At 70.6% G+C, this 26,514-nt stretch carries 18 protein-coding genes; 15 read left to right on the plus strand and 3 right to left on the minus strand.

Annotated elements, in window-relative coordinates; all coding sequences use genetic code 11:
* Nucleotides 1-114 precede the first annotated feature (114 nt).
* Nucleotides 115-1,206 (plus strand): glycosyltransferase, encoded by a 1,092-nt coding sequence (locus B2515_RS13125; RefSeq protein ID WP_293876991.1) that lies wholly within the window; start codon nt 115-117, stop codon nt 1,204-1,206.
* Nucleotides 1,203-2,306, plus strand: a complete 1,104-nt coding sequence (locus B2515_RS13130; protein ID WP_293876992.1) for a glycosyltransferase family 4 protein — start codon at nt 1,203-1,205, stop codon at nt 2,304-2,306. Before B2515_RS13125 ends, B2515_RS13130 begins: the two co-directional genes overlap by 4 nt.
* Here the strand turns inward: B2515_RS13130 and B2515_RS13135 are convergent.
* Both B2515_RS13135 and B2515_RS13140 read right to left on the minus strand, forming a co-directional pair.
* Nucleotides 2,257-3,183 (minus strand): glucosamine inositolphosphorylceramide transferase family protein, encoded by a 927-nt coding sequence (locus B2515_RS13135; RefSeq protein WP_293876993.1) that lies wholly within the window; start codon nt 3,181-3,183, stop codon nt 2,257-2,259. The genes B2515_RS13130 and B2515_RS13135 overlap by 50 nt on opposite strands.
* A 68-nt stretch (nt 3,184-3,251) precedes the next feature.
* Nucleotides 3,252-4,475 (minus strand): hypothetical protein, encoded by a 1,224-nt coding sequence (locus tag B2515_RS13140; RefSeq protein ID WP_293876995.1) that lies wholly within the window; start codon nt 4,473-4,475, stop codon nt 3,252-3,254.
* 112 nt (nt 4,476-4,587) lie between these two features.
* On the opposite strand from B2515_RS13140, the gene B2515_RS13145 reads away from it, so the two are divergent.
* Genes B2515_RS13145 through B2515_RS13165 form a run of 5 tightly spaced genes read left to right on the plus strand, consistent with a single transcriptional unit; the run spans nt 4,588 to nt 11,088 of the window.
* Entirely contained in the window at nt 4,588-5,946 is a 1,359-nt protein-coding gene (locus B2515_RS13145) for a lipopolysaccharide biosynthesis protein (protein WP_293876997.1), read from the plus strand.
* Nucleotides 5,943-6,512 carry an RNA polymerase sigma factor gene (locus B2515_RS13150; RefSeq protein ID WP_293876999.1) on the plus strand — a complete coding sequence of 190 codons (570 nt, stop codon included), beginning with the start codon at nt 5,943-5,945 and terminating at the stop codon, nt 6,510-6,512. Before B2515_RS13145 ends, B2515_RS13150 begins: the two co-directional genes overlap by 4 nt.
* Nucleotides 6,502-7,464, plus strand: coding sequence for a FecR family protein (locus B2515_RS13155; protein WP_293877001.1), 963 nt, complete (start codon nt 6,502-6,504; stop codon nt 7,462-7,464). Before B2515_RS13150 ends, B2515_RS13155 begins: the two co-directional genes overlap by 11 nt.
* 10 nt (nt 7,465-7,474) lie before the next feature.
* Nucleotides 7,475-9,844 carry a TonB-dependent receptor domain-containing protein gene (locus B2515_RS13160; RefSeq protein ID WP_293877003.1) on the plus strand — a complete coding sequence of 790 codons (2,370 nt, stop codon included), beginning with the start codon at nt 7,475-7,477 and terminating at the stop codon, nt 9,842-9,844.
* A 59-nt stretch (nt 9,845-9,903) separates the two neighbouring features.
* Complete coding sequence (locus B2515_RS13165) at nt 9,904-11,088, plus strand: MFS transporter (RefSeq protein WP_293877005.1); 1,185 nt, start codon at nt 9,904-9,906, stop codon at nt 11,086-11,088.
* A 15-nt stretch (nt 11,089-11,103) separates the two neighbouring features.
* Here B2515_RS13165 and B2515_RS13170 read toward each other — a convergent pair whose 3' ends face one another.
* A complete protein-coding gene (locus B2515_RS13170) occupies nt 11,104-12,129 on the minus strand; it encodes a LacI family DNA-binding transcriptional regulator (RefSeq protein ID WP_293877007.1) in 1,026 nt (341 codons plus the stop codon).
* Between the two features lie 384 nt (nt 12,130-12,513).
* On the opposite strand from B2515_RS13170, the gene B2515_RS13175 reads away from it, so the two are divergent.
* From B2515_RS13175 to kdgD, 8 genes are all read left to right on the plus strand, one after another.
* Nucleotides 12,514-14,772 (plus strand): beta-glucosidase family protein, encoded by a 2,259-nt coding sequence (locus B2515_RS13175; RefSeq protein ID WP_293877009.1) that lies wholly within the window; start codon nt 12,514-12,516, stop codon nt 14,770-14,772.
* 131 nt (nt 14,773-14,903) lie between these two features.
* Nucleotides 14,904-18,161: a TonB-dependent receptor gene (locus B2515_RS13180; RefSeq protein WP_414711400.1), complete on the plus strand. Its 3,258-nt coding sequence runs from the start codon at nt 14,904-14,906 to the stop codon at nt 18,159-18,161.
* A gap of 53 nt (nt 18,162-18,214) precedes the next feature.
* Nucleotides 18,215-18,916, plus strand: a complete 702-nt coding sequence (locus tag B2515_RS13185) for a SapC family protein (protein ID WP_293877011.1) — start codon at nt 18,215-18,217, stop codon at nt 18,914-18,916.
* 4 nt (nt 18,917-18,920) lie between these two features.
* Nucleotides 18,921-19,943 carry a cupin-like domain-containing protein gene (locus B2515_RS13190; RefSeq protein ID WP_293877607.1) on the plus strand — a complete coding sequence of 341 codons (1,023 nt, stop codon included), beginning with the start codon at nt 18,921-18,923 and terminating at the stop codon, nt 19,941-19,943.
* A complete protein-coding gene (locus tag B2515_RS13195) occupies nt 19,940-21,442 on the plus strand; it encodes a tryptophan halogenase family protein (RefSeq protein ID WP_293877013.1) in 1,503 nt (500 codons plus the stop codon). Before B2515_RS13190 ends, B2515_RS13195 begins: the two co-directional genes overlap by 4 nt.
* Nucleotides 21,443-21,574: 132 nt before the next feature.
* Nucleotides 21,575-24,634, plus strand: a complete 3,060-nt coding sequence (locus B2515_RS13200) for a sugar-binding domain-containing protein (RefSeq protein WP_293877015.1) — start codon at nt 21,575-21,577, stop codon at nt 24,632-24,634.
* Entirely contained in the window at nt 24,631-25,431 is an 801-nt protein-coding gene (locus tag B2515_RS13205; protein WP_293877017.1) for a sialate O-acetylesterase, read from the plus strand. The genes B2515_RS13200 and B2515_RS13205 overlap by 4 nt, the downstream gene beginning before the upstream one ends.
* Nucleotides 25,432-25,574: 143 nt before the next feature.
* Complete coding sequence (kdgD, locus tag B2515_RS13210; protein WP_293877019.1) at nt 25,575-26,504, plus strand: 5-dehydro-4-deoxyglucarate dehydratase; 930 nt, start codon at nt 25,575-25,577, stop codon at nt 26,502-26,504.
* Nucleotides 26,505-26,514: the final 10 nt, after the last annotated feature.

Genomic DNA, 26,514 nt, shown 5'->3' on the forward strand with positions numbered 1-26,514 from the left:
TTCTCTTCCGATTTCCCGCTGCACCGACACGGCGTCGGTCGCGTCGGCGTGACAGCGGCGGAGGATCTCCCGCAAGGATGGCGTACGCCGCACGACGCCGCTAACGGCGACACCATGTCGTCCGACCCGCTGCATATCCTCGTCGTCCTGCATGATTTCGCGCTCGGCGGTACGGAGCGGGTGGCGGTTCGCCTCGCCAGCGCCTGGGCGGAGGCGGGCGCGCATGTCACGATCTTTGCCGGATCGGATGCGGGGCCGTTGCGGTCGCTGGCGAATGCCGCGGTCGGGATTGCGGTGGCGCAGCCGCCGATACCGCGGCGGCGGGGCTCGCGCGCGCGGCTGGGGCGGGCGGCGCGCAGCTTTGCCGGGGGCGGCCGGTTCGATGCCGTCTTCGTGCCCGGCAATTACCATTGGCCGGTCGCCGCGGCATTCGGCGGGTCGGGCATCGCGGTCGTCGCGCAGGTGAGCGCCGCGCTCGACAAGCCGCAGCGCGGGCGGCTGCGGCAATGGGGATTCGACCGGCGAATGCGATGGCTGTTGCGCGATGTCGCCGCCGTCGCGACGCTGTCCGACGGTGCGCGGCGGCAGTCGGATCGCATCCTGCGCCGGCCGGTCGCGACGACGATCGCGCTGCCGGCGCTGGGCGATGCCGTTGCTCCGCCGGCGCCGGTCCCCGACGATGGCACGCCGATCGTCATGGCGGCGGGGCGCCTCGTGCCTGAGAAGGGCTTCGCCCGGCTGATCGCGGCCTTTGCCGCGCTGCCGGGACGCGATGCGCGGCTGGTGATCGTCGGCGACGGACCAGAGGCGCGGGCATTGCGGGATCTCGCGGGGCGCGAAGGCGTGGCGGACCGCGTGACCTTTCCGGGCTATGTCGCCGATATCCGCCCGTGGCTGGACGAGGCGCGGCTATTCGTGCTGCCGTCCGATTTCGAGGGGTTTCCGGCGGTACTGGTCGAGGCGCTGGCCGCCGGCCGCCCGGTCGTCGCCACCGATTGCACGCCCGCGACGCAGCTGTTGCGGGACACGCCCAGCGCCGGCGCCGTCGTGCCGATCGGCGCGGTCGACGCCCTGACGCAGGCGATCGCCGCGATGCTCGACCGCGCGCCGCCCGATCCGCGGGCGCTGGCGGCATCGGTCGCGCAGCACCGCATCGGGCCGGTGGCGCGCGCCTATCTCGACCTGTTCGCTACGGTGCGGCGATGACGGTGCGGGGCGTGCGCATCGCCTATGTCATCAACTCGGTCGAGGGGGGCGGGGCGGCCTCGCCGGTACCGGCGGTGCTCGGCGTGCTGCGCGATGGCGGCGCCGAGGTCGCGGTCTTCGCGCTGACCCCGCGCGACCGGCGCGGCGAGGCGGCGATGCGCGCGGCGGGGCTGGCGTTGCACGTGCGCGACGGTGGCGAGCGCGACCACGTCGCCGCGCTGCGCTGGCTCGACGACGCATTGCGCGCCTGGGCGCCGACGCACCTGTGGACGTCGCTGACGCGCGCGACCTTGCTCGGCCAACTGATCGGCTGGCGGCGCGGCTGGCCGGTCGTCAGCTGGCAGCATGCGGCATTCCTGAAGCCCGCCAACCGCATGCTGCTGCGGCTGATGCAGCGCGCGTCGCGCTTGTGGATCGGCGACAGTGCGGCGGTGACCCGGCTGACCGCGGAGCGCCTGCGCGTGCCGGCGGAGCGGCTGGTACAATGGTCGATCTTCCGCGCCGATCCCGCCGCGCGGCAGGCGGCGGCGTGGCGGCCGGGCGAGACGCTGCGGATCGGCACGCTCGGCCGGCTGCACCCGGTCAAGGGCTATGACGTGCTGATCGAGGCGCTCGCGCAGGTGACGACGGCGACCCCCTTCGAGGTCGCGATCGCCGGCGATGGCGCGGAGCGGGCGACGCTGGAGTCGCTGGCGGCGGCGCGGTCGGTCACCGGCGTCCGCTTCATCGGTTACGCCGCGGATCCGGCCGCATTCCTCGCCACCTGCCACCTCTACGTCCAGCCGTCGCGATCGGAAGGGCTGTGCGTCGGCGCGCATGAGGCGATGCAGGCGGGATTGCCCGTCGTCGCATCGCGCGTCGGCGAGCTGGCGGAGAGCGTCGTCGATGGCGTGACCGGCCGGCTGGTGCCGCCGGGCGATGCCGCGGCATTGGCGCGTGCGCTGACGGCGTGCCTCGCCGAGCCAGCAGCGCTGGCGGCCATGGGGCAGGCCGGGCGAACGCGCGTGCTCGAACGCTTCGGCCCGGACCGGTTCGCAGCGACAGGGCTCGCTATCCTCGACCGGCTCGCGGCGTTCGGACCCGGCGCGCGAGCTTCCTGACCTCGCGGATCGCCTCGATCGACAGGCCGTGCGGCGACAATTCGGTGCGCTTCATGTCGACCAGCGTCACCGGCCCGGCGGCGGCCAGCGTGTGCAGCCCCTCGACGTACGGCGCCGCGCCCGCCGGCGCGAGCAGCGCGGGGCCGGCGGTGGCGGCGAACCGGTCGGGGGTCAGCGTCGTCATCGTCAGCGGCCGGATCGCGCCGCCATAGGTCCGGCTGCAATCCTGCACCGGCAGCACGATCCGCCCGTCCACGACGATCGGCAGGCCACCCGGCCGCGCGCTGGCGACATCGACCCGCACCGGATTGCCGGGATGCGGCGTCCACGGTCCCGCCAGCCGGTCGGCGAAGGCGACGTGGAGCGCGCTCATCTTGTCGGGCTCGCGGCTCGCCGAGGTGTAGAACAGCCACCAGCGCCCGTCGTGGAACACCGGCGTCGCATCGACCGCGACATGGTCGAGCGCGATGACGTGCGCCGCCTCCCACCGGCGCGGAAAGTCGGTCGCGCGATACAGCGTCAGCCGGCCGGACCGATGCGCCTCGGGCAGCATCCAGGTCTCGCCCTCCGCCTCGAACACCAACGGGTAGGACAGGTGCCAGGGTTCGGCCAGCACCGGATGGCGTTCGATCAGGCGCAGCGCGGCATCGTAGACCAGCACCTCGATCGCGCCGACGCGGACGCGATAGTCATAGGTCTCGACGAACACGTACAGGCGATCCCCGCGCCACAGCCCGAACGGATCGGCGAGGAAGCGGAAGCTGCCCATCGGCGGCAGCCAGTGCAGCGGCAGCCCCTCGATCGATCCGCGGGCGACGATCTCCTTTGCCGTCGCCTGCACGATCGCCGGGCGCCAGATGTCCTTGCGTAAAGCCACGGTCGTGCATCAATCCCAAAACGGCCGCCCGGAGCGGGGTCGGCGACGATCGCTCCTGTCGCGCCCGTTCAGGCGACGCGCAATCCCTCATCGGCACGCGGCGCGGCGACCGGCCGGTGCAGCGGCGCGTTCGCCCCCGTATCGCCCAGCACGCTCATCACCGCGCGCGCGGCGCGGGTCGCGGAGCGTTCGTGGGTCAGTTCGAAGCTGCGCTGGAACAGGGCGCGCTGCACCGGGCGATAGCTCGCATGGCGCGCCACCGCGCGGTCGAGCGCGTCGCCGAGCCCGTCGGTGGTCGTCACCACCTCGCCCGCCTGCCAGTGCGCATAATTGGGATCGCCCGCCCAGGCGGTGGCATGCGCGTCGAGGAACAGGCAGGGCCGCGGCCGATGGAGGAATTCATAGACCTGGCTGCTGACGTCGCCGAGGTAGATGTCGGCGGCGGCGGTATAGGTCATGTCGGTCGACGCCGCGCTGCCGAGGTCGATGTGAATGTTGGGCGCGTCGCGCCACGCCTGCGCGATCGTGCCGGCGCGATCGATCCGGAACCGGTCGATGGTCACGACGAAGCGCCGGTGGAACAGCATGACGTGCGGCGCGAAAATCAGATTGTAGCGGTCGTCGCGCAGGAAATGGTCGAGCACGGCGCGCCCCTGCGCATACCAGGACGACAGATGCGGCGAGGGGTGGGGGTTGTAGAGCACGGTCGGCTTGCCGTTCGCCTGGAACGGCAGCCGCGGCGCGGGATCGGGCATCAGGTCGAACTTCGGATAGCCGATCAGGCTCATCCGCTCGGGCGCGACGCCGGCGTCGTAGATCAGCCGCTGGCGGATCTTGCTGCCCGACACCAGCACATGGTCGAACATCGCGCTGTGCCGGTTGAAGCCGATCGCGCGGTCGCCGGCGCCGTGCCGGGTGTGGATGATCTTGAGATCGTCGAGCCCGTAGCGCGTCTTGAGCAGCAGCGAGGTCTTCTCCGCCACCACCAGCGCGTCGAGCGAGCGGAAGAAATCGAGATTGTCGCGATAGATGCCGATCTTCGTGACCGGCAGGCCCCATTCCAGCGTCGCGGCAAGCGCCTTCGTCGTCGGACGGCGCAGCCGCAACTGCACCAGCGGCACGGTGACGCAGAGCCGCGCACACAGCCGCTCGACCTCGGCGGTGAGCCGGTCGTTGGTGGTGGCGACGACGATCTCGGCCTGCGGATAGTCCTGCGCCATGGCGAGCGCGGTCGGCAGGGCGTGCGCGACCTGATGGACCTGGTCGTGATTGAACAAGAAACCGATCTTCATGCCGGTGAGACGCCCACGCCGCCCGCGACCCTCATTAAATTTTTTGTCATCTGGCGCGGCGGAGGGAACTTTCCGGTCGTCGCCGTAACGCGGCTGTCTTATTGGCTGCGCGATGCGTCCTTCTCTCCGCAGGCTTGCCGATCGGCCCGATGCCCCGTCGCCCCCGAAGACCGGGGTATGGCTGGTGCTCGCCAATCTCGGCCATCTGCTCGGCGGCAAGGCGGCGGCGGGGGTGATGAGCCTCGTCTACCTCGTGCTGGTGACGCACCGGCTGGGGGCGGCCGATTACGGCGTGCTGGTGCTGGTCAACGCCTATGCGGTGCTGATCGGCAGCCTCCTGGCCTTTTCCGGCTTCCACGGCGTGGTCCGCTATGGCGGGATCGCGCTGGAGAGCGGCGATCCTGTGGGCTTCGCGCGGATCGTCCGCTTCATGGCGGTCGTCGAACTCGGCTGCGGCGCGGTCGCGATCCTGATCGCGGCGATCGTCGCGCCGCTGGTCGGCCCGCGCCTCGGCTGGTCGGCGGACACGATCCGGATCGCGACGGTCTACAGCCTCGCGGTGATCGCCACCGTCCGTGCCACCCCGCAGGGACTGTTGCAGATCGCCGGGCGGTTCGACCTGATCGGCCTGCATCAGGCGGTGTCGCCGCTGATCCGCCTGATCGGCGCGCTCGGCGTGTGGGTCGCGGGTGGCGGCCTGATCGGCTTCCTGACCGTGTGGCTGGTCGCGGCGGTGGCGGAGGGGCTGGCGATGTGGGGCTTCGGCCTCGTCGCCTGGCGGCGGCTGGCGCAGGGCGAGCGGCTGCGCGGGCCGTGGCGCGGTGCGGCGCGCCAGACCGAGGGGTTCACCCGCTTCATCCTCATCACCAATGTCGACATCACGGTGCGCGAACTCGCGCCCAATCTGGCGCCGCTGACCGTCGGCTGGCTGCTCGGCCCCGCCGCCGCCGGGCTGCTCGCGCTGACCCAGCGCGCGACCGCCTTGCTCGCGCAGCCGACGGTGCTGCTGAGCCAGGCGAGCTATGCCGTGCTCGCCGGGCAGGTCGCCCGCGGCGAGCTGGCGGCGTTGCGCCATACGGTGTGGCGCAGCGCCGGCCTCGCGCTGGCGGTGGCGGTGCCGATCATGCTGGTGCTGGCGCTGCTCGGCGACCGGCTGCTGATCGCGTTCGGCGGCAGCAGCTTCGGCGGGGGGACGATGCTGCTCGTGCTGGTCGCGGCGGCGCGGACCGCGGGCCTCGCCAGCGCGCCGCTAGCGGCGGGGCTGACCGCGCTCGGGCTGCCCGGGCGGTCGATGGCGGTCGGGCTGGTGACCAGCCTTGCGCTCTATCCCTTGTTGCCGGTGCTGCTGTGGGTCGGCGGGACCGATGGTGCCGGCTGGCATGCGCTGCTCCAGAACCTGATCGCGATCCTCGCGCTGGCGGCGATGTTCCTCCGTGACGCCCGCGCGCCGGCGGCGGCGGTCGCGGTGTGAACGGCGCCGGGCACGAAAGCGGGCTGCGCGCGGTGTTCCTCGCCGAACGGCCGGCGTTCCTGCGCATGCTGGTTGCGCGGCTGCGCAACGTCGACGAGGCGGAGGAGGTGCTGCAGGACCTGTGGTTGCGGCTCGACACCGCCGCCGGCGGCCCGATCGCGGATCCGGCCGCCTATCTGTACCGGATGGCCAATAACATGGCGATCGACCGCCGCCGCCGTGCGGCGCGGCGGCTGGACCGGGACGGAGCCTGGTCGCACAGCCGGCCCGGCGCCGCCGAGCACCCCGATGCCGAACGGATGATGATCGCGCGCGACCGGCTGGCGCAGGTCGAGGCGATCCTCGCGCGGCTGCCCGAACGCGTCGCCACCGCCTTTCGCCTGTACCGGTTCGAGGAGCTGCCGCAGAAGGCGATCGCGGAGCGGATGAACATCTCGGTCAGCGGCGTCGAGAAGCTGCTGTACCGCGCCTATGCGAAAATCCACCTGCGGCGGGACCCGGCGGGTGAGGATGACGGTCGGGCAGCGCGTCTTACCCGTGAGGAGGACCGCTGCGATGGCCGTTGAACGCGAGGACGAGGCGCATGCCGCTGCGATCGCATGGCATTTGCGGCTGCCGACGGCGACGGCGGTCGAGTGGCAGGCGTTCACCGACTGGCTGGAGGCGGACGACGACAATACGCGCGCCTATGACGCGCTGACGCTGGCGGATGCCGAACTCGACGCCGCGATCGTGCCGCCGGACTGGACGCCGGTCGCCCCCGCGCCTGCGCCGCAACCGAGCCGCTGGCGCAGCCGTTGGGCCTATACGGGGGCGGGCGGGCTGATCGCGGCTGGGATCGCCACGGCGGTGGTCATTCCGCAGCTGACCACGCCGGCGGCGGGCCGGATCGTCGAGACGCGCGCGGGCGAACGGCGTGCATTGACGCTGGCGGACGGCAGCCGGGTCGAGATGAACGGCGGCACCCGGCTGGCGATCGCCGATGCCGACGAACGGTCGGTGGTGCTCGAGCGCGGCGAGGCGGTGTTCGACGTCGTGCACGACGAGGCGCGTCCGTTCGTCGTCCGCTCGGGCGAGATGCGGATGCAGGATGTCGGCACCGTCTTCGACGTGGCGCGGGTCGGGCCGCATCTCAGCGTGCAGGTCGCCGAGGGCGCGGTGCTGTTCCAGCCGCAGGAGGCACGCATCATGCTGACCGCGGGTGCGGCGCTGTCGCATGTCGACGGCGGATCGGCGCGGATGGCGGGCGTGGCGATCGAGGATGTCGGCGGCTGGCGGCGACAGCGGCTGGTGTTCCGCGAGACGCCGGTGCGGCTGGTGGCGGCGGCGCTGGAGCGCAGCACCGGCGTCGCGGTGACGGTGATGCCGGCTCTGCAGGACGTGCCGTTCACCGGATCGATCCGCATCGCCGGCCCGGCGGAGCGGATGATGCCGCGCGTCGCCGCGCTGATCGGCGCGCGCGCGGTCCGTCACGGCGGGCGCTGGACGCTGGCGCAGCGGGAGACGCGCGTTCCCTAGCCGTCCGGTCATGGCGATCCTCGTGGCGGCATCGGCGCTCGGCGTGCCGGTGGCGGTGGCGGCGCGTGCCCCGGAGCGCCATGCGGTGAACGTGCCGGCGGGGCCGCTCGACCGCGCGATCGGCGCGTTGGCAGGGCAGACCGAGAGCGACATCGGCAGCGCCGAATCCGATCTGCGGCACATCGTCGTGCCGGGCGTTCGCGGGCGGATGACGGCGGCGGCGGCGCTCGACCGGCTGTTGCGCGGCACGCCGTTCACCGCACAGGATCTGGGGGCTGGCGTCTATCGGGTGATCCGTCGGCCGCGCGCGCGCGTCGTCAGGATCGCACCGCCGCCGGCACCGGCACCGGCACCGCCACCCGTCGACGCTGCCGAACCGCCGGCCGAGATCGTCGTCACCGCCTCGAAGCGGACGGTGTCGCTGCTGCGCTTTCCCGGCGCGATCACCGTGCTGCGCTCGGGCAACGACCTGCGGCTGGGTGACCAAGCCGGCGACACGATGGACCGCGCGCTGGCGGCGACGCCGATCCTGCAGGGGACGGCGCTGGGCGCGGGCCGCAACAAGCTGTTCATCCGCGGCGTCGCCGACAGCAGCTTCACGGGCCCCACGCAGGCGACGACCAACGTCTATTTCGGCGAGGTGCCGGTCGCCTATAACGGCCCCGACCCCGGGCTGAGCCTGTACGACATGGACCGGGTCGAGGTGCTCGAAGGACCGCAGGGCGCACTCTACGGCGCCGGCGCGATCGGGGGTATCATCCGGCTGGTGCCGCATCCGGTCGATCTCGATCGCGTCGCCGCGGCGATGTCCGGCGGGATCAGTGCGACGCGCGGCGGCGCGGCGGGCGGCGATATCGCGGGGATGGTCAACCTGCCGCTGGCGGACGGCGTCGCCGGGCTGCGCGCGGTCGCCTACCGGACGCGCGACGGCGGCTATATCGCCGACGTGCGCCGCGGCCTGCGCGACGTCAACTCCGTGACCGTTTCGGGCGGGCGCGCCGGGCTGCGCCTGGCGGTCGGGCCGGCATGGACGGTGGATGCCGGTATCGTGCTGCAATCGGTCGCCTCGGCGGACCTCCAATATGCCGAACGCGGTGCGCCGCCGCTGGCGCGCGCCTCGCTGCTCGCCCAGCCGTTCGACCAGCGCTATCTGCTCGGGCGGCTGGTCGTCGCCCGATCGTGGGCCGACGGATTGCGCCTCGTGTCGGCGACCGGCGTCGTCCATCGCGATGCGGAGGGCCGCTTCGATGCGACCCGGCGCGCCCGGCCGACGCAGCCGATCGCCTATGACACGACCGAGCGCAGCCGGCTGCTGTCGCACGAGACGCGCCTGTCGCGGACGCGCGACGACGGTGTCGGCTGGCTGGTCGGCGTGTCGCTGATCGAGGCGCGCGATGTATACGAGCGGACCTATGGCCCGCCCGACCGGCTGCGCGACATCGTCGGCGTCAACAACCGCACGATCGATGCGGCGGTGTTCGGGGAGGCGGGGCTGGCGCCGACGCCGCGGCTGACGGTCACGCTCGGCGGGCGGCTGACGCACCAGCGCACCGATGGCGAACCGATCGCCGGCCCGCGCGCCAACGCCTTCATCCGCGGGCGCAGCGTCACGCGGATCGACCCGACCGTCGCCGCCTCCTGGGCGTTGCGGCCCGACCTTGCCGCTTATGCGCGGGTCCAGTCGGGGTTCCGCACCGGCGGCATCACCGTCGCCCCCGGCGTCGGCCGCGTCGCCGACCTGCGCCCCGACACGATCCGCGTCGCCGAAATCGGCATCCGCACGGAGCGGCGCGGGCCGACCGGCGTCGCCGGCTCGGCCGGCGTCTCGATCGCCGACTGGCGCCATGTCCAGGCCGACCTCGTCGACCGCAGCGGCTTTCCTTTCACCACCAACCTCGGCAACGGCCGCATCCACGGGCTGGAGGCGATGGTGAACTGGATCCCCGTGCCGGGGCTGCGCGGCGATCTGGCGATGTTCCTCAACGACGCGCGGGCCGTGGAGTCCGATGCGGCGATCGGCCGCGTCGTGCGCGTGCGGCTGCCCAACACGCCGCCCTTCGCGATGGCGGCGAGCGTCGCCTATACCCGGCCGATCGCCGGCGACCGCAGCCTCGGCCTCGACCTGGGCTGGCATTATGTCGGGCAGTCGACGGTGGGCACGCAGGCGCCGTTCGACGTCGCGCAGGGCGGCTATGGCACCACGCGGCTGGGCGGGGAGTGGCGGGACGGCCGGGTCCGCCTGACCGTATCGATCGACAATCTGTTCGACGTCACCGGCGATCGCTTCGCCGGCGGCAATCCCTTCGCCCAGGCGATGCGCGACGAATATACCCCGCTGCGGCCGCGGACGATCCGCGTCGGCGGCACGATGCACTGGTAGCCGCGCACGATCTGGACAAGGCGGCGGCGATTGCGCACACCGCGGCCGTGCAGCGTGCGATGTCAACCGAAGAGCGCCTGCCGGTATCGCTCATGCTGCTCTACGGGCTCGCCGCGGCGGGCGGGGTGATCGGCTACGTGCCGCTGCTGACCCTGCTGCTGCCGATCCGGCTCGAGGGGTTCTCGGATGCCGTCCGCTATGGCGTGCTCGCCGCCTGCGGGGTTGCGGGGGCGGTCGCGGCGGGGCTGGCCAACATCGGCTTCGGCTGGCTCGGCGACCGGTCGGTCGCGCGGGGCAGGGGGCGGCGCGGCTGGCTGCTGGCGGGCGCGGTCGCGACGGTCCTGTCCTTCGGGATCTTCCTGACGGTGCGCGACGCGGCGGCGATCGTCGTCGCGATCGTGCTGTTCCAGATCGCGATCAACGCGATGCTGGCGCAAGTCGGTGCGCTGATCGCCGAGGAGATCCCGGCCGCGCAAAAGGGCACGGCCGCGGCGCTGCTGACGCTCGGCGCACCCTTTGCGGCAGGCGCATCGGCGATCGTCGTTGCCGCCGCGGCGACGGAAGGGTGGCGGCTCGCGATCGTCGCGACGCTGATGACGGCCTGCATCGTGCCGCTGCTGCTCGCCGGTACGCGCCGCATCGCGCCGGTCGCGGCGCCGGCGACGGCGCGCGTCGCGATGCGCCGCGATCTCGCGCTCGCCTGGGCGGCACGCCTGCTGATGCAGATCGCGGGCAGCGGCGTCGGCCTCTACCTCTTCTTCTATTTCGAGGGACTGTCCGGCGGGCAGGGCGACATGGCGGCCGCGGTCGCCCGCCTGCTCTTCGTCGCGACGCTCGTGCCCGTCCCCATCGCGCTCGTGCTCGGCCGCTGGTCCGACCGGATCGGGCGGCGCAAGCCGTTCCTCGCCGGCACCGCCTTGCTGGCGACATTGGGCCTTGCGGGGATGGTGATCGCGCCATCGTGGACGACGGGCGCGATCGCCTATGTCGCCTTCGCCAGCGGCGTCGCCGCCTTCGTCGCGCTCAACACCGGCCATGCCATGCTGCTGCTGCCCGATGGCGCGAAGCGGGGGCGGGACCTCGGCCTGCTCAATCTCGCCAACACGATTCCGCAGATCGTCGCGCCCGTTCTCGCCTGGGGGGCGGGGCCGGCGAACGGATTCGGGACCGCGCTGGCGATCATGGCGGTGGTCACGCTGCTGGCGGGTGGGCTGCCGCTGCTGGTCGGCGACGACGACCGCTGAGCCGCGCGATCGGGATCAGGGCAGCGAAGGCGGCATGCAGGTGGACCGGACGATCAGCTCGTAGGGCAGTTCGCGGCAGGTGTCGTCCGCGGCGGCGCGCGCCGGGTTCCGGCGGTCGATGAGCAGGTCGATCGCGGCGGCACCCATTTCGAAATTGGGCTGGCGGATCGTCGTCAGCTGCGGCCATGCCATGCGCGCGATCTCGACATCGTCGAAGCCGACGATCGAGACGGACCGCGGCACCGCGATCTGGTTGCGCATCGCCGCGACCAGCACGCCGAGCGCCATCTCGTCGTTGCTCGCGAACACCGCGGTCGGATGCGGATCGGCCCCGAACAGCACGTCGGCCGCCTCCAGCCCCGACCGGAACTTGAAATCGCCCTGGATCACCCGCCGCGAATCGGGGGTGAGGCCGGCGGCGGTCATCGCGTCCTGAAACCCGAGCCAGCGCCGCTCGGTCGCGCTATGCTGCGGATTGCCGAGGACGAAGGCGATGTCGCGATGGCCGAGCGACAGCAGATGCTCGGTCATCGTCCGCGCCGCGGCGCGATCGTCCATCCGCACCTGCGGTGTCCGGTCGAGCGCCGCGCCGGGGGCGATGCGGACGACCGGCACGTCATGCTGTTCGAACGTCTCGATCAGGTCGATGCGGTCGCAGATCGGCGAGGTCAGGATCGCGCCGTCCAGCCGCAGCCCCTGCACCGTATCCTCCAGCAGCCGCCGCCAGTCCGACCGGTCGAAGCTGACCGGCTCGATGACCAGATGGCGCCCGAGCGCCCGCGCCCGCTCCAGCGCGCCGCGCTGGATGCTGGCGGCATAGCCGGAGGCGGGATCGTCGAAGAACAGCCCGATCAGGAACGAGCGCGAACTCGACAGCCCGCGGGCGAAGGCGTTCGGCCGATAGTTCATCTCGGCGACGACGCGCGTCACCGCCTCGCGGATCTCCGCGCGGACATGCGCCTCGCCGTTGATGACGCGCGACACCGTCTTCGGCGAAACCCCCGCACGACGCGCGACGTCCGTGATCGTGATCGCCTTCAATCGCCCCGCCCCATCGAAAGCCGCCCCACCGAAAACCGTCCCATCGAAAGCCTGCACGTCCACGGCACGCCCGTCGACGGCCCCCGATGTCTCTCGACCGATAATCGGACGGCGTCCAGCCCCCGGCCGGGCCGGCCGGGCCCCGGCGACGGTCCTCGCCGACGACCCGGCATACGCACCCCCTCGCGACTCCTGTTGACATCGATGTCGGATATTCCGATCATCGCGTCAAGCAAGGCGAAAGGGGAGGATATGCAGGACAGCCGGGCTCCGGCGGCATGCCATCGGCATGGCCGCGCCCTGTTCGTCACCGGCACCGTCCCCGCCGCCGCGCCGTCCCGGCCGCGCCCCCGGCGCGCCGGCCGTCCCGCAGGAGTCCCGATCATGTCGTTCAAGCTTGTCCTCGCCCTTGCGTTGCTCGGTGGCGTCGCCCCTGCTGCTCTGTCGGCCCGCGAACCCGCCCGCGCGTCCGCCCGTCCCGGCGCGGCATGGCGCGACACGCGTTTGCCCGCCGCGGATCGGGCGGGCGCGCTGGTCGCGGCGATGACCCGCGCGGAAAAGCTCCGCTACGTCCACGGCCTGTTCCCGCCGATGACGAAGGAACGCCATGCCGACATGATCCCCTCGGCGGGCTATGTGCCGGGCGTGCCGCGGCTCGGCATCCCGACGCTGCGCGAGAGCGATGCGAGCCTCGGCGTCGCCAACCAGGTCGAGCAGCGCAAGGGCGACACCGCCACCGCACTGCCCGCCAGCCTCGCCACCGCGGCGAGCTTCGATCCCGCCATCGCCTTCGCCGGCGGTGCGATGATCGGTGCGGAGGCGCGCGCCAAGACGTTCAACGTGCTGCTCGCCGGCGGCGTCAACCTGACGCGCGATGCGTGGAACGGCCGCAACTTCGAATATCTCGGCGAGGACCCCTTGCTCGCCGGGCTGATGGCGGCCGAATCGATCCGCGGCGTGCAGAGCAACCATATCGTCTCGACGGTGAAGCATTACGTGCTGAATGCGCAGGAAACCGGCCGCAACATCCTCGACGCGCAGATCGACGAAAAGGCGCTGCGGGAGAGCGATCTGCTCGCCTTCCGCATCGCCATCGACGGCGGCCGGCCGGGATCGGTGATGTGCTCGTACAACCGAATCGGCGGCGACTGGGCGTGCGAGAACCGCTTCCTGCTCACCGACGTGCTGCGCGGCGAATGGGACTATCCCGGCTTCGTGATGAGCGACTGGGGCGGCGTCCATTCGACCGAGAAGGCGGCGCTCGCCGGGCTCGATCAGGAATCGGGGCAGGAACTCGACAAGGCAATCTATTTCGGCCAGCCGCTCGCCGATGCGGTCGCCGCCGGACGCGTCCCTGCGGCGCGGCTCGACACGATGGTCGAGCGCATCCTGACCGGCGTCATCGCCAGCGGGCTGTACGATCGTCCGACCCCGGCCCGCGCGCAACCGATCGACTATGCCGCGCATGCCGACGTCGCGCAGCGCGCGGCCGAGGCCGGCATCGTCCTGCTGAAGAACGACCGCGACGTGCTGCCTCTGGCGCGCACCGCCCGGCGCATCGTGCTGATCGGCGGCCATGCCGACGTCGGTGTCCTGTCGGGCGGCGGGTCGAGCCAGGTGCGCTCGGTCGGCGGCGTGCCGATCGAGATCCCGCTGACCGAGGGCGCCGCCGCCTCGTTCGCGCGGCTGACCTATCACAATTCCTCGCCGCTCCGTGCGATCCGCGCGCTCGCCCCCAACGCCGACGTCCGCTTCGTCGACGGCCGCGATCCCGCCGCCGCGGCGGCCGCAGCGCGGGATGCCGACGTCGCGATCGTTTTCGCCACGCAATGGCAGACCGAGGCGCAGGACGCGCCCTCGCTATCGCTGCCGGACGGGCAGGATGCGCTGATCGCCGCGGTGGCGAAGGCCAATCCGAAGAGCGTCGTGGTGCTCGAGACGGGCGGTCCCGTGCTGATGCCCTGGGTCGGCGACGTCGCCGGGATCGTCCAGGCCTGGTATCCGGGGCAGCGCGGCGGCGAGGCGATCACGCGCGTGCTGTTCGGTGCGATCGAGGCGTCCGGGCGACTGCCGCTCAGCTTCCCGCGCAGCATCGCGCAACTGCCGCGGCCGCGGCCGGTGCTGCCGCCCGGCATGACCGCCCTGTCCGATGCCGCGAGCAACGCCGGCAGCGGCGATGCCGCGCCATTGCCCTATCCGGTCGCCTATCGGGAGGGCGCCGACGTCGGCTATCGCTGGTATGCCGCCCGCGGCGAACGCGCGCTGTTCCCGTTCGGCTACGGGCTCAGCTACACGCGCTTCCGCTTCGCCGACGTCCGCTTCACCGGTGGCGCGCATCCCGGCGCCAGCGTCGCGGTGACCAATATCGGCGCGCGCGCCGGCGTCGCGGTGCCGCAGCTCTATGCGAAGGGACCGGACGGTACGCCGCTGCGCCTCGCCGGCTTCCGCCGGGTGACGCTGGCGCCGGGGCAGACGACGCGCATCGCGCTCGCCGCCGATCCGCGCATCCTCGCCCGCTGGACCGCGGGGCGGGGCTGGGCGGTGGCGCCCGGCCGCTACCGGCTGGCGGTGGCGACCGACGCGACGCGCGAGGTGGCGGGCGGCGACGTGACGGTGGCGGGGGTCGTCGTCGCACCGCGCTGACGCGTTTCGACTTGGCACCGCGATAAGCGTTGACATCGATGTCGGTTTCGATACGAAGCACAACGGTAAGGTAATATGCCACAACCAAGGCAGCCGCCGCGAAGAACGGCTGCCGGGTTACAAGGGGATGGATGATGAAGGGGATGAAGCTGTCGGCCGCGCTCGTGCGCTCGACGTCGGTGCTCGGCCTAGTCGCCGGGCTTGCGATCGCCACGGGCGCCGGCGCGCAGACGACGCCCGCCGATCCGCAGCAGGGGACGCCGCAGGCGGACACGACCAGCCAGGCGGCGACACCCGGTGCGGCGAGCCCGACCAACGCCGTGCCCGACAATGGCCCCGACGAGATCGTCGTCACCGGCGTGCGCGCCTCGCTGGAACGCTCGATCGCGATCAAGCGTGAATCCTTCGGCGTCGTCGATGCGATCAGCGCAGAGGATATCGGCAAATTCGCCAACACCAACCTCGCCGAATCGCTGCAGCGCATCACCGGCGTGTCGATCGACCGCCGCAACGGCGAGGGCTCGACCGTCACCGTCCGCGGCTTCGGCGCGCAATATAACCTCGTGACGCTCAACGGCCGCCAGCTCGCGACCTCGAACATCGTCGCGGTCGGCGGCGATCAGGGCGGCGACGGCGCCGGCGGCTTTGGTCGCTCGTTCGATTTCTCCAACCTCGCCTCCGAAGGCGTCAAGACGCTCGAAACCTACAAGACCGGCCGCGCGGCGATCCCCTCGGGCGGGATCGGCGCGACGATCAACGTCGTCAGCCGCCGCCCGCTCGATGCGCGCGAAAGCGGCCTGCTCGGCTCGATCGGCGTCAAGGGCAGCTACGACAACAGCGCCTCCGACTGTTTCGACTGCGGCGCGCGCGTGACGCCGGAGGTGTCGGGCACCGCCAGCTGGAGCGATCCTAGCCAGCGCTTCGGCGTGTCGCTGTTCGGCAGCTACCAGAAGCGCAACTTCAGCTTTTCCAGCGTCGCCCCGGACAATTGGAACATCCGGTCGCTGACCGATTTCCTGAACCCCGCCAACGGCTTCATCAACGCGGCGACGAAGATCAACAACCGCCCGACCAACGGCAACGTGCTCGTCTCCGTCCCCAACGATTCGCGCTACCATTTCTCGGAGGCGAGCCGCGAGCGGATCAACGGGCAGGGTATCCTGCAATTCCGCCCGACCGACACGCTGACCTTCACCGCCGATGGCCTGTACGCGCAATTGCGCCAGTCGGAACGGCGTTCGACCCAGTCCAACTGGTTCAACCGCCCGTTCGGCGAAGTGACGTTCGACGACGCCAGCAACGGCATCGCCACCACCTCCTTCCTCGCCGAAACGATCAACGGCGTGAAGGACGAGGCGTTCGAACAGGCCTATCGCGCGCAGAAAAACAAGCTGTACGATTTCGGCGGCAACATCGAATGGAAGCCGAGCGACCGCTTCACGCTGGCGGTCGACGGCCATATCGGCCGCGCCGACAGCGCACCGGACAATCCCAACGGACAGACCTCGACCACCGTCGCGTTCAACGCGCCCGTCGTCGCCGCCCATTCGCTCACCCTGGGGAAGAACGGCTTCCCGCAGCAGACGCTGACGATCAACGACCGCTCGCCGAGCGTGACGCCGAGCGGGCAGGCCTTCATCAAGGGCAACGGCAATGGCGTGATCGACCTCGGCGACCTGTCGAGCGCGGTGCAGCGCCAGTTCGCCTCCAACCAGACGCAGCGGATCAAGGAGCTGCGCGCCGATGCCGGCTGGGAGTTCAACGACGAACTGCGCGTCGACGCCGGCGGCAACTACCGCACCACCAAGACGCGCCAGACGCAGTATAACACGCGGCAGGTGCTCGGCGACTGGGGCAATTCGCTGCCGCCCGACGTCGCGCGGCTGGCCCCGGGGCAGGTGTTCCAGTTCTGCAACGTCTGCAAGTTCGAGCATAACGATGCGAAGGCCGATGCCAACACTTTGGTGGCGTTCCGGACCGCCGACGCGACCAAGCTCTACAACACGCTCTACGATTATTACATCGGCGTCACCAACGACGGCGTGAACCACGCCAACAACATCGACGCCAACGACGACAACCGGGTCAAGGAAGACATCTGGTCGGGCTATCTGCAGGGGTCGTGGAGCGGCAAGCTGTTCGACCACAATGCGCAGCTCGTCGGCGGCGTCCGTTACGAGAATACGAAGGTGCGGGCGGTGTCGCTGCAGCCGGTGCCGACCGCGATCGTCTGGACCGCGGACAACGACTTCTTCGTCGCCAACACGACCGAACGGCAGACGCTGACCTCGAACGGCAAATACAGCAACTGGCTGCCCTCGGTCGACGCGAAGTTCGAGGTGTTCGACAATTTCTTCGCCCGCGCCTCGTACAGCAAGACGATCTCGCGTGCCGGCTATGGCGACCTGTTCGCCTCGACCGGGGTCAGCGGCCCGGGCCGTCCGACCGCGATCGGCGGCATCGCCACCGGCTTTGCGCACAACACCGATCTCGATCCGCTGTCGTCGCGCAACATCGACGTCTCGCTGGAATGGTATCCCCGCAAGGACATCTTCCTGTCCGCCGGCTTCTTCGACAAGAAGGTGAACAACTTCATCGGTAACACCGTCATCAACCGCAACCTCTTCGGCCTGCGCGACCCGACCTCGGGGACGGCGGGAACGCGGTCGGGCGTCGCCCGGCAGCAGCTGACCGGCACGTTTGGGGCGGACATCACGGATGTGAACCTGTTCACCTATACCGCGCTGCTGCAGCAGAACAGCGGCAACGTCGCGGCGACCAACGCGCAGTTCGCGGCCAATTACAACATCCAGAACCGCGCACTCAACCAGGGCTTCGTCGACCAGATCCTTGGGCAGTACGACATCACCGCCAATGCGCAGGACCCGTTGTTCAACTTCGCGGTGAACACGCCGATCAACAACCGCGACGCGCATATCTACGGCTTCGAATTCGCCGGCCAGTATTTCCTCGGCAACACCGGCTTCGGCGTCGCCGCGAGCTATACCCTGGTCCGCGGCAACATCGGCATCGACGTCGCCGCCGATCCGACCGTCAACACCTTCGCGCTGGTCGGCCTGTCGGACACCGCCAATGCCACGCTGATCTACGACAAGAGCGGGATTTCCGCCCGCCTGTCGTACAATTGGCGCGACAAGTTCCTCAGCGGCATCAACCGCGGCGGCGATCGCAACCCGGTCTTCACCGCACCCTATGGCCAGCTCGATCTGTCGGTCAGCTTCGACCTGACGCCGCGCTTCGCGCTCGGCTTCGAGGCGATCAACCTGACCGAGGAGGGCGTGCGCTCCTACGGCCGCGACGAAAGCAACATCTGGTATCTGTCGGAAGGCTCCGCCCGCTACCTCGTTGCCGCCCGCTACCGGTTCTGACGGTACGAAGAAGGTCGCTCACACGGGCGGCCTTCTTCGGCTAAGAGGGTGTCATGGCTGCGGTTCTGCTCAACAACGTCGATCATCGCGACCTGCGCGTCGCGGTGGGGCATCATGCGCGCTACGGCGACGCGATCAACCAGACGCGCGTGTTTCCGGCCGAATACGAGGAATTGCAGCGCGACTATGCGATCCTGCTGCGCCGCGACGAGCGGGGCGACCTGTTCGCCACGGTCCAGCTCGGCCTCGATCCCGACGAGAACCTGTTCCTCGACGACGAACGATGGGACGCGCGCTACGTCCCCGCGACCTGCGCGCGCGGGCCGTTCTCGATCGGCGTCGACGAGCAGGGCGAGCCGATGATCCACGTCGAGCCCGACCATGTCCGGATCGTCGCGGACGGCGAACCGGTGTTCCTGCCGCTCGGCGGCAATGCGCCGCTGCTCGACCATGTCTCCGCGATGCTCCAGCGCATCTATCTCGGTCTCCAGACCGAACGCGCGATGTTTGACGCCTTCGACGGCGCCGGCTTGCTGGAGCCCGCCACGCTGCGACTCGATCTGGGCGAGGGGCGGTGCTACAACATTCCCGATCGCTTCACGATCGACGCGGGGCGGCTCGCGGCGCTGGAGGGCGCGGCACTGGAGCGGCTGCACCGGCACGATTACCTGCGGCCGGCGCTGTGGATCGCCTCGTCGCTCGGCAATCTGCGCCACCTGATCGACCGCAAGCTGCGGAGCGAGGCCCGTGGCTGAGCCATTGCGCGTCTCGCGCCCCGTCCGCGAGATCCACGGGGCGACCGTCTTCGATCCGGCGGCGCTGGTCGCCGCCGGCGAGCCGGTGATCCTGCGCGGACTGGCCGCCGACTGGCCGCTGGTCCGCGCCGGGCGTCGTTCGGCGCAGGACGCCGCGGACTATCTGCGCGGGTTCGACGTCGGCCGGCCGGTCACCGCCTATGTCGGCGATCCCGCGATCCGCGGCCGGTTCCACTATGACGCGACCGTCACGGCGATGAACTTCACCGCCGACCGCTCCACGCTCGGCGCCTTCCTTGATCGCCTCCTCGGCCATCGCGGCGACGATCGTGCGCCGGCATTGTATCTCGGCTCGACCGATCTCGACACCTGTTTGCCCGGCTTCCGGCAGGACAACGACCTGCAACCGGACACCGGCCTGTTCGATGCCTATCCCCCGGTCGCGAGCATCTGGATTGGCAACCGCACGATCGCCGCCGCGCATCACGACATGTCGAACAACGCGGCGGTCTGCGCGATCGGGCGGCGGCGCTTCACCCTGTTCCCGCCCGATCAGGTCGCCAACCTCTATCCCGGCCCGCTCGCGCCGACGCCCGGCGGGCAGGTGGTGAGCATGGTCGATTTCGCCGCGCCCGATCTCGCCGCCTATCCGCGCTTCGCCGATGCGGTCGCGGCCGGATCGGTGGCGGAGCTGGAGGCGGGCGACGTCCTCGTCTATCCGGCGCTCTGGTGGCACCATGTCGAGGCGCGCGACGATTTCAACGTGCTGGTGAATTACTGGTGGAACGCGGCACCGGCGTTCCTCGACACGCCGATGGACACGCTGCTGCACGCCTTGCTCAGCCTGCGCGACCGTCCCGACCACGAAAAGCGCGGCTGGCGGGCGATGTTCGACCATTATGTGTTCGGCAATGCCGAAGCGGTCGCGGCGCATCTGCCCGCCGCCGCCCGTGGGCCGCTGGCGCCGCTCGACGAGGCCGGCGCCCGCCAGCTGCGCGCCTATCTGCTCCACCGGCTGAACCGATGACCGTCGCAAGCGACACCGGCGGTCCGCCGCCCACTCGCGTCGTCGTCGCCGGCGGCGGCACCGCCGGCTGGATCGCCGCCGCGGCGTTGACCCGCCAGCTCGGGCCGCTGGTCGCGGTGACGTTGGTCGAATCGGATGAGATCGGCACCGTCGGCGTCGGCGAATCGACGATCCCGACCGCGCGCAGCTTCCACGCTTTTCTCGGGATCGACGAGGCGGCGTTCATGCGCGCGACGCAGGCGACCTTCAAGCTCGGCATCTCGTTCGAGAACTGGCGGCAGGTCGGCGATCGCTATTTCCACCCGTTCGGCAGCGTGGGGCGGTCGGTGATGATCGCCGATTTCCAGCATTTCTGGCTGGAGGCGCGAGCGCGCGGCTTCGGCGGCGACTATGGCAGCTATTCGCTGGAGCAGCAGGCGGCCGACGCCGGCCTGTTCGGCCAGGACGCCGAACGGTCGCTGGCCTACGCCTATCACCTCGACGCCACGGCGTATGCCCGCTTCCTGCGCCAGGCGGCCGAGCCGTGGGGCGTGACCCGCGTCGAGGGGCGGATCGAGCGGGTCGAGTGCGACGGCGACAGCGGCGATATCGCGGCATTGGTCCTCGCCTCGGGACAGCGGATCGCGGGCGACCTGTTCATCGACTGTACCGGCTTCCGCGCGCTGCTGATCGAGGGGGCGCTGGAGACGGGCTTAGACGACTGGTCGCACTGGCTCGCCACCGACCGGGCGCTCGCGGTGCAGACCGAAGCGGTCGTCCCGCCGGTCCCCTACACGCGCGCGATCGCGCATCGCGCCGGCTGGCGCTGGCAGATTCCGCTGCAGACCCGCATCGGCAACGGCCTCGTCTATGCCAGCCGGCATATGAGCGACGACGAGGCGCATGCGACGCTCGCCGCGGGCCCCGAAAGCCGTCCGTTGTTCGAACCGCGCCCGCTCCGCTTTACCGCGGGGATGCGCCGGCAGAGCTGGAACCGCAACTGCGTCGCGCTGGGCCTTGCCGCGGGATTCATCGAGCCGCTCGAATCGACCAGCATCCACCTCGTCATGAATGCGGTGACGCGCCTACTGCAGCTGTTCCCGTTCCGCGGCGGCGACCATCGCGCGCTGGCCGGACGCTTCAACGCGCAATCCCGCCACGAATGGGAGCATATCCGCGACTTCATCATCCTGCACTATCACGCCACTGAGCGCGAGGATTCGCCCTTCTGGAAGGACTGCGCGGACCTCGCGATCCCGGACAGCCTCGCCGAACGCATCGCGCTGTTCGCGGCCAGCGCCGGCGCGTGGCAGGGGCAGGACGACCTGTTCCGGATCGATTCCTGGGTATCGGTGATGCTGGGGCAGGGGATCGCCCCGCGCGACCATCACCGCATCGCTAGTGTCATCGGGACGCCGGCCCTGCAAACGTCGTTCGACGACCTGCGCGGCGGCATCGCCCGGACACTGCAGACCTTGCCGCGGCATCACGACCTCCTCAAGCGATATTGCCGGGCATAGAGGCTTCCCCGCGACGGGAATTGCCAGCGACCATCGGCAGTTGCGCCGAACCGCGTTATAGTGGATCACGATTCCGAAATATGGGAACTGCGTGGCAGGCATCGCTGCCGGATCGACAGGATTCCCGGGAGGATGACCATGCGCTTCCACTGGCTGGCGGCCACCGCCGCGACCGCCATCGCCCTCGCCGTACCGGCCGCGGCGCATGATGCGTCCACCGTCGTGGCGTCGGCGCGCGCCAGCTTCAACCTCAACCCGGAATGGCGGATGACGACTGGGGACGTGGCGGGCGCGGCGCAACCCGCTTTCGACGATCGCAGCTGGGGCGAGGTGACGCTGCCCAACGCCTTCAACGAGAAGGAGGCGTTCGCCCGCGACATCAAGGACCTGTCGACTGGCATCACCTGGTATCGCAAGCGCATCACGCTGCCCGCAGGCGCAGAGGCGGGTAAGGCGTTCCTTGAGTTCGAAGGCGTCCGTCAGGCGGCCGAGGTCTGGGTCAACGGCCGGTCCGTCGTCCTGTCGGAACGCGGCGCGATGGCGTTCGGCGCCGACATCTCGCGTGCGATCACGCCGGGCGAGAATGTCATCGCGGTGCGCGTCGACAACGACTGGCGCTACAAGGAGCGCGCCACGGGCAGCGGCTTCCAGTGGAACGACCGCAATTTCAACGTCAATTATGGCGGCATCACCCGCAACGTGAAGCTGCACCTGACTCCGCGCACCTATCAGACGCTGCCGCTGTTCTCCGACCTCGGCACCACCGGGCAATATATCTGGGCCGACGCCTTCGATCTCGCCGCCCGGTCCGCGACGATCCATGCCGAAACCCAGGTCCGCAACGAGCAGGTCAAACCGCGCAACCTGTCCTATCGAGTAGAGGTGCGCGACCGCGACGGCCGGGTCGTCGGCCGGCTGGACGGCGGCACGGTCACGCTGGCGCCGGGCGAGACGCGCACGCTCGCCGCCGCGGGCCGCATCGGCGACCTGCATTTCTGGAGCTGGGGCTATGGCTATCTCTATCGCGTGACGACCAGTCTGGTCGAGCGGGGCAGGGTGATCGATGCGGTCGACACGCGCACCGGCTTCCGCGCGACGCAATTCGGCGACGGCATGATCCGGCTCAACGGCCGCGTCATGCAGGTCCATGGCTATGCGCAGCGCACCTCGAACGAATGGCCCGCGGTCGGTGTGTCGATCCCGCCGTGGATCAGCGACTTCTCCAACGCGCTGATGGTGGAGAGCGGCGGCAACATGGTGCGCTGGATGCACATCACGCCGTCGAAGCAGGACATCGAATCCGCCGACCGCGTCGGCCTGCCGCAGGCGATGCCCGCGGGCGATGCCGAGCATGACGTCGAGGGCCGGCGCTGGGACCAGCGCAAGGAGCAGATGCGCGACGCGATCGTCTACAACCGCAACAACCCGTCGATCCTGTTCTACGAAAGCGGCAACGAGAGCATCAGCGAAGGCCATATGGCCGAGATGAAGGCGATCCGCGACCTCTACGATCCGCACGGCGGCCGCGCGATCGGGTCGCGCGAGATGCTCGACAGCCGCATTGCTGAATATGGCGGCGAGATGCTCTACATCAACAAGAGCGCGCATATCCCGATGTGGGCGATGGAATACAGCCGCGACGAGGCCGCGCGTGCGTATCAGGACGACCAGACCCCGCCATTCCACAAAGACGCGCCCGATTACAATCGGAACCAGGACAGCCAGGCGCGCGAGGACGTGCGCCGCTGGTGGGACTATTACCGCATCCGCCCCGGCACCGGGCGGCGGGTGAGTTCGGGCGGCGTCAACATCATCTGGTCGGACAGCAACACGCATTATCGCGGCGACAACAACTATCGCCGCTCGGGCGAGGTCGATGCGATGCGCCTGCCCAAGGAAAGCTTTTACGCGCACCGGACGATGTGGACCGGCTGGGTCGATGCGGAGACACCGGCGACCCATATCATCGGCCACTGGAATTACGCCCCCGGAACGACGAAGGACGTCAGCGTCGTCTCGAATGGCGAACGGGTCGAGCTGTTCCTCAACGGCCGCTCGCTGGGGCAGGGGACGCGATCGAGCGGCTTCCTGTTCAGCTGGCCGGGCGTGCGCTGGCAGCCCGGATCGCTGCGCGCGGTCGCCATCGGCGCGAACGGCCGCCGCTCCGAACATGCCGTGGAAACCGCCGGCGCGCCGGCCGCGCTGCGGCTGGTACCGCATACCGGGCCGCGCGGGTTCGTGATGGATGGCGCCGACCTGGCGTTGGTCGATGTTGAGATCGTCGATGCGAAGGGACGGCGGGTGCCGACCGCCAACGACATGGTTGCCTTCAGGCTCGACGGCCCTGCGACATGGCGCGGCGGCATCGCGCAGGGGGACAGTTCCGGTAAGCTGCGTGCCGCCGTGGCGGTGCAGGCGGAGGCGATCCCCGGCACGACGCCGACCGCCGGCACCGCGCGGGGCGAGGACAATTACATCCTCTCGCAGCGGCTGCCGGTCGAGGCCGGGGTCAACCGCGTGCTGCTGCGCGCGGGCAAGGCGCCGGGACCGGTGCGGGTTACCGCCACCGTTGCGGGCTTGAAGCCGATGACGTTGACCATTCCGACCGTCGCCGCGCCGCCGGTGCGGGGCGGCCTGTCGCGCGTCTTCGCCGATGCCGCGCAGCCGGGTCTGCTCGGCCGCGGACCGACGCCGCCGGGGCCGTCCTATCGCGTCACCCGCGCGACCCATCTGCCGGTTCAGGTCGTCGCCGGCGCCAATCAGGCGGACGGCGCGAAGACGATCGACGACAACGAACTGACCCGCTGGGCGAGCGACGGCACGCCCGGCAACGCTTGGATCGAATATCGCTTCGCCACGCCGGTGACGCTCGACGCGGTCGAGCTGAAGCTCGTCGGCTGGCGCTCGCGCGCCTATCCGATCCGGATCACGCTCGATGGCAAGGAGGTATGGCAGGGGGAGACGGAGCGCCAGCTCGGCTATGCCGCCGTCGGCTTCCCCGCCGCCACGGGCAGCGTCCTGCGGATCACGCAGGTCGCGCCGACGCAGGATCGCGACGCGTTCGGCAAGATCGTCGAGGTCGGCAACGCGAAGCAGGCAGGCGACACCGGCGCCGATGCGGTGCCCGCCGGCTGGCGCCTCGCGATCGTCGAGGCGGACTTCCACGGCCCCGTCCCCGTGGCGAGGCCGTGAGGGCCGCGGCCGTCGCCGCGGTCGCGCTTGCGCTGCCGCTGTCGGTCGCGGCCTCGTCCCCCGGGACCGGGCCGTACGACGTCTATGTGCTGGCGGGGCAGTCGAACATGTCCGGCCGGGGCGCGCTGGCGGAGCTGACCGCGGCGGAGCGCGTCGGCGATCCTCGCATTCGCCTCTATGGCAACGACGGGCGCTGGCGGGTCGCACTCGATCCGCTCGACGATGCCGCCGGCCAGGTCGATCCCGTCTCCGCCGACCGGCAGGCGGCGGTCGGCCCCGGCCTGCCCTTCGCCCGCGCGATGCTGCGCAGCCGGGGCCGCCCGATCGTGCTCGTGCCGTGCGCCAAGGGCGGCAGCGCGATCACCGAATGGACGCCGGCGCCGGCAAGCGGCACCCTCTACGGCGGCTGCATCCGGCGCATCCGGGAGGCGGGTGGCCACCTCGCCGGCCTGCTCTGGTATCAGGGGGAAAGCGACGCGCGGACGTCGGTCGGGGCGGCGTGGGGCGAACGGTTCGCGACCTTGGTCGCCGCCTTCCGCAGCGATCTGGGCACCCCGACGTTGCCGGTCGCCTTCGTCCAGCTCGCCGACACGCCGGTGGCGGACGGCGCGCGCTATCCGAACTGGGCGGTGGTGCAGGCGCAGCAGGCGCAGGTGGCGCTGCCATGCGTCGCGATGGTCCCGGCGGCGCGGCTGGCGCGCAATCCCGACGAGCTCCATCTCGCCACCGCTGCGCAACGCACGCTCGGCCGGCGGCTGGCGCGGGCGATGACCCGGCTGATCCGCCGCGGCTGCTGAGCGCGCACCGCCATCAAGCCAAGAGGCGCATCGATCGAGCGCGGCTTTGGTTTGGACGCTGCAACGGCGCCATCCTACGACAGACTCCAAGACCAGCGATGCATCGTCGGCGAGAGAATGACAGGAGAGCCACAGTGACTGACATGAGCCCGACCGATATGGCACGCCACCTTGGCGGGGGGCTGCTGTCGTTCCCGGTCACGCATTTCGACGAGGACGGCCAGTTCCTCGAGGCGCCCTATCGCGAACATTGCGCCTGGATGCTGCAGCATGAGCTGACCGGCCTGTTCGCCGCCGGCGGCACCGGCGAATTCTTCTCGCTGACTCCGGCGGAGGTCGCGACGGTGGTCGCCGCCGCGGTGGCCGAAGCGGGCGGCAAACTGCCGGTCATCTCCGGCTGCGGCTATGGCACCGCGATCGCCACCGGTATCGCCCGCGACGCCGAACAGGCGGGGGCGGACGGCCTGCTGCTGCTGCCGCCTTATCTTGTCGGTGCCAAGCAGGAGGGGCTGGAACGCCATATCGAAGCGGTGTGCCGCGCCACCGGCCTCGGCGTCATCGTCTACAACCGCGACAATGCGGTGGTGAACGACGAAACGCTGGCCCGGCTCTGCGATCGCAACCCCAACCTTGTCGGCTTCAAGGACGGCGTCGGCGACATCGAGCTGATGACCCGCATCTATGCGCGGATGGGCGACCGGCTGACCTATATCGGCGGTCTGCCGACCGCGGAGACGTTCGCGACGCCCTATCTGACGATGGGCGTCACCACCTATTCCTCGGCGATCTTCAACTTCATGCCGGAATGGGCGCTCGCCTTCTACAAGGCGGTGCGCGCCGGCGACCAGCTGGAGGTGATGCAGCAGCTGCGCGACTTCGTGCTGCCGTACATCACGCTGCGCAACCAGGGCCGCGGCTATGCGGTGTCGATCGTCAAGGCGGGCATGCGCATCGTCGGGCGCGACGCGGGTCCGGTCCGCTCGCCGCTGACCGACCTGTCCGAGGCCGAGCACGAAAGCCTGCGCGTCCTGATCGAGCGGGTCAGCCCGAGGGCCCTCGCCGCCGCCGCCTGAGCCGGTTAGG

The sequence above is a fragment of the Sphingomonas sp. UBA978 genome, from assembly GCF_002292295.1.
Taxonomy (GTDB): Bacteria; Pseudomonadota; Alphaproteobacteria; order Sphingomonadales; family Sphingomonadaceae; genus Sphingomonas.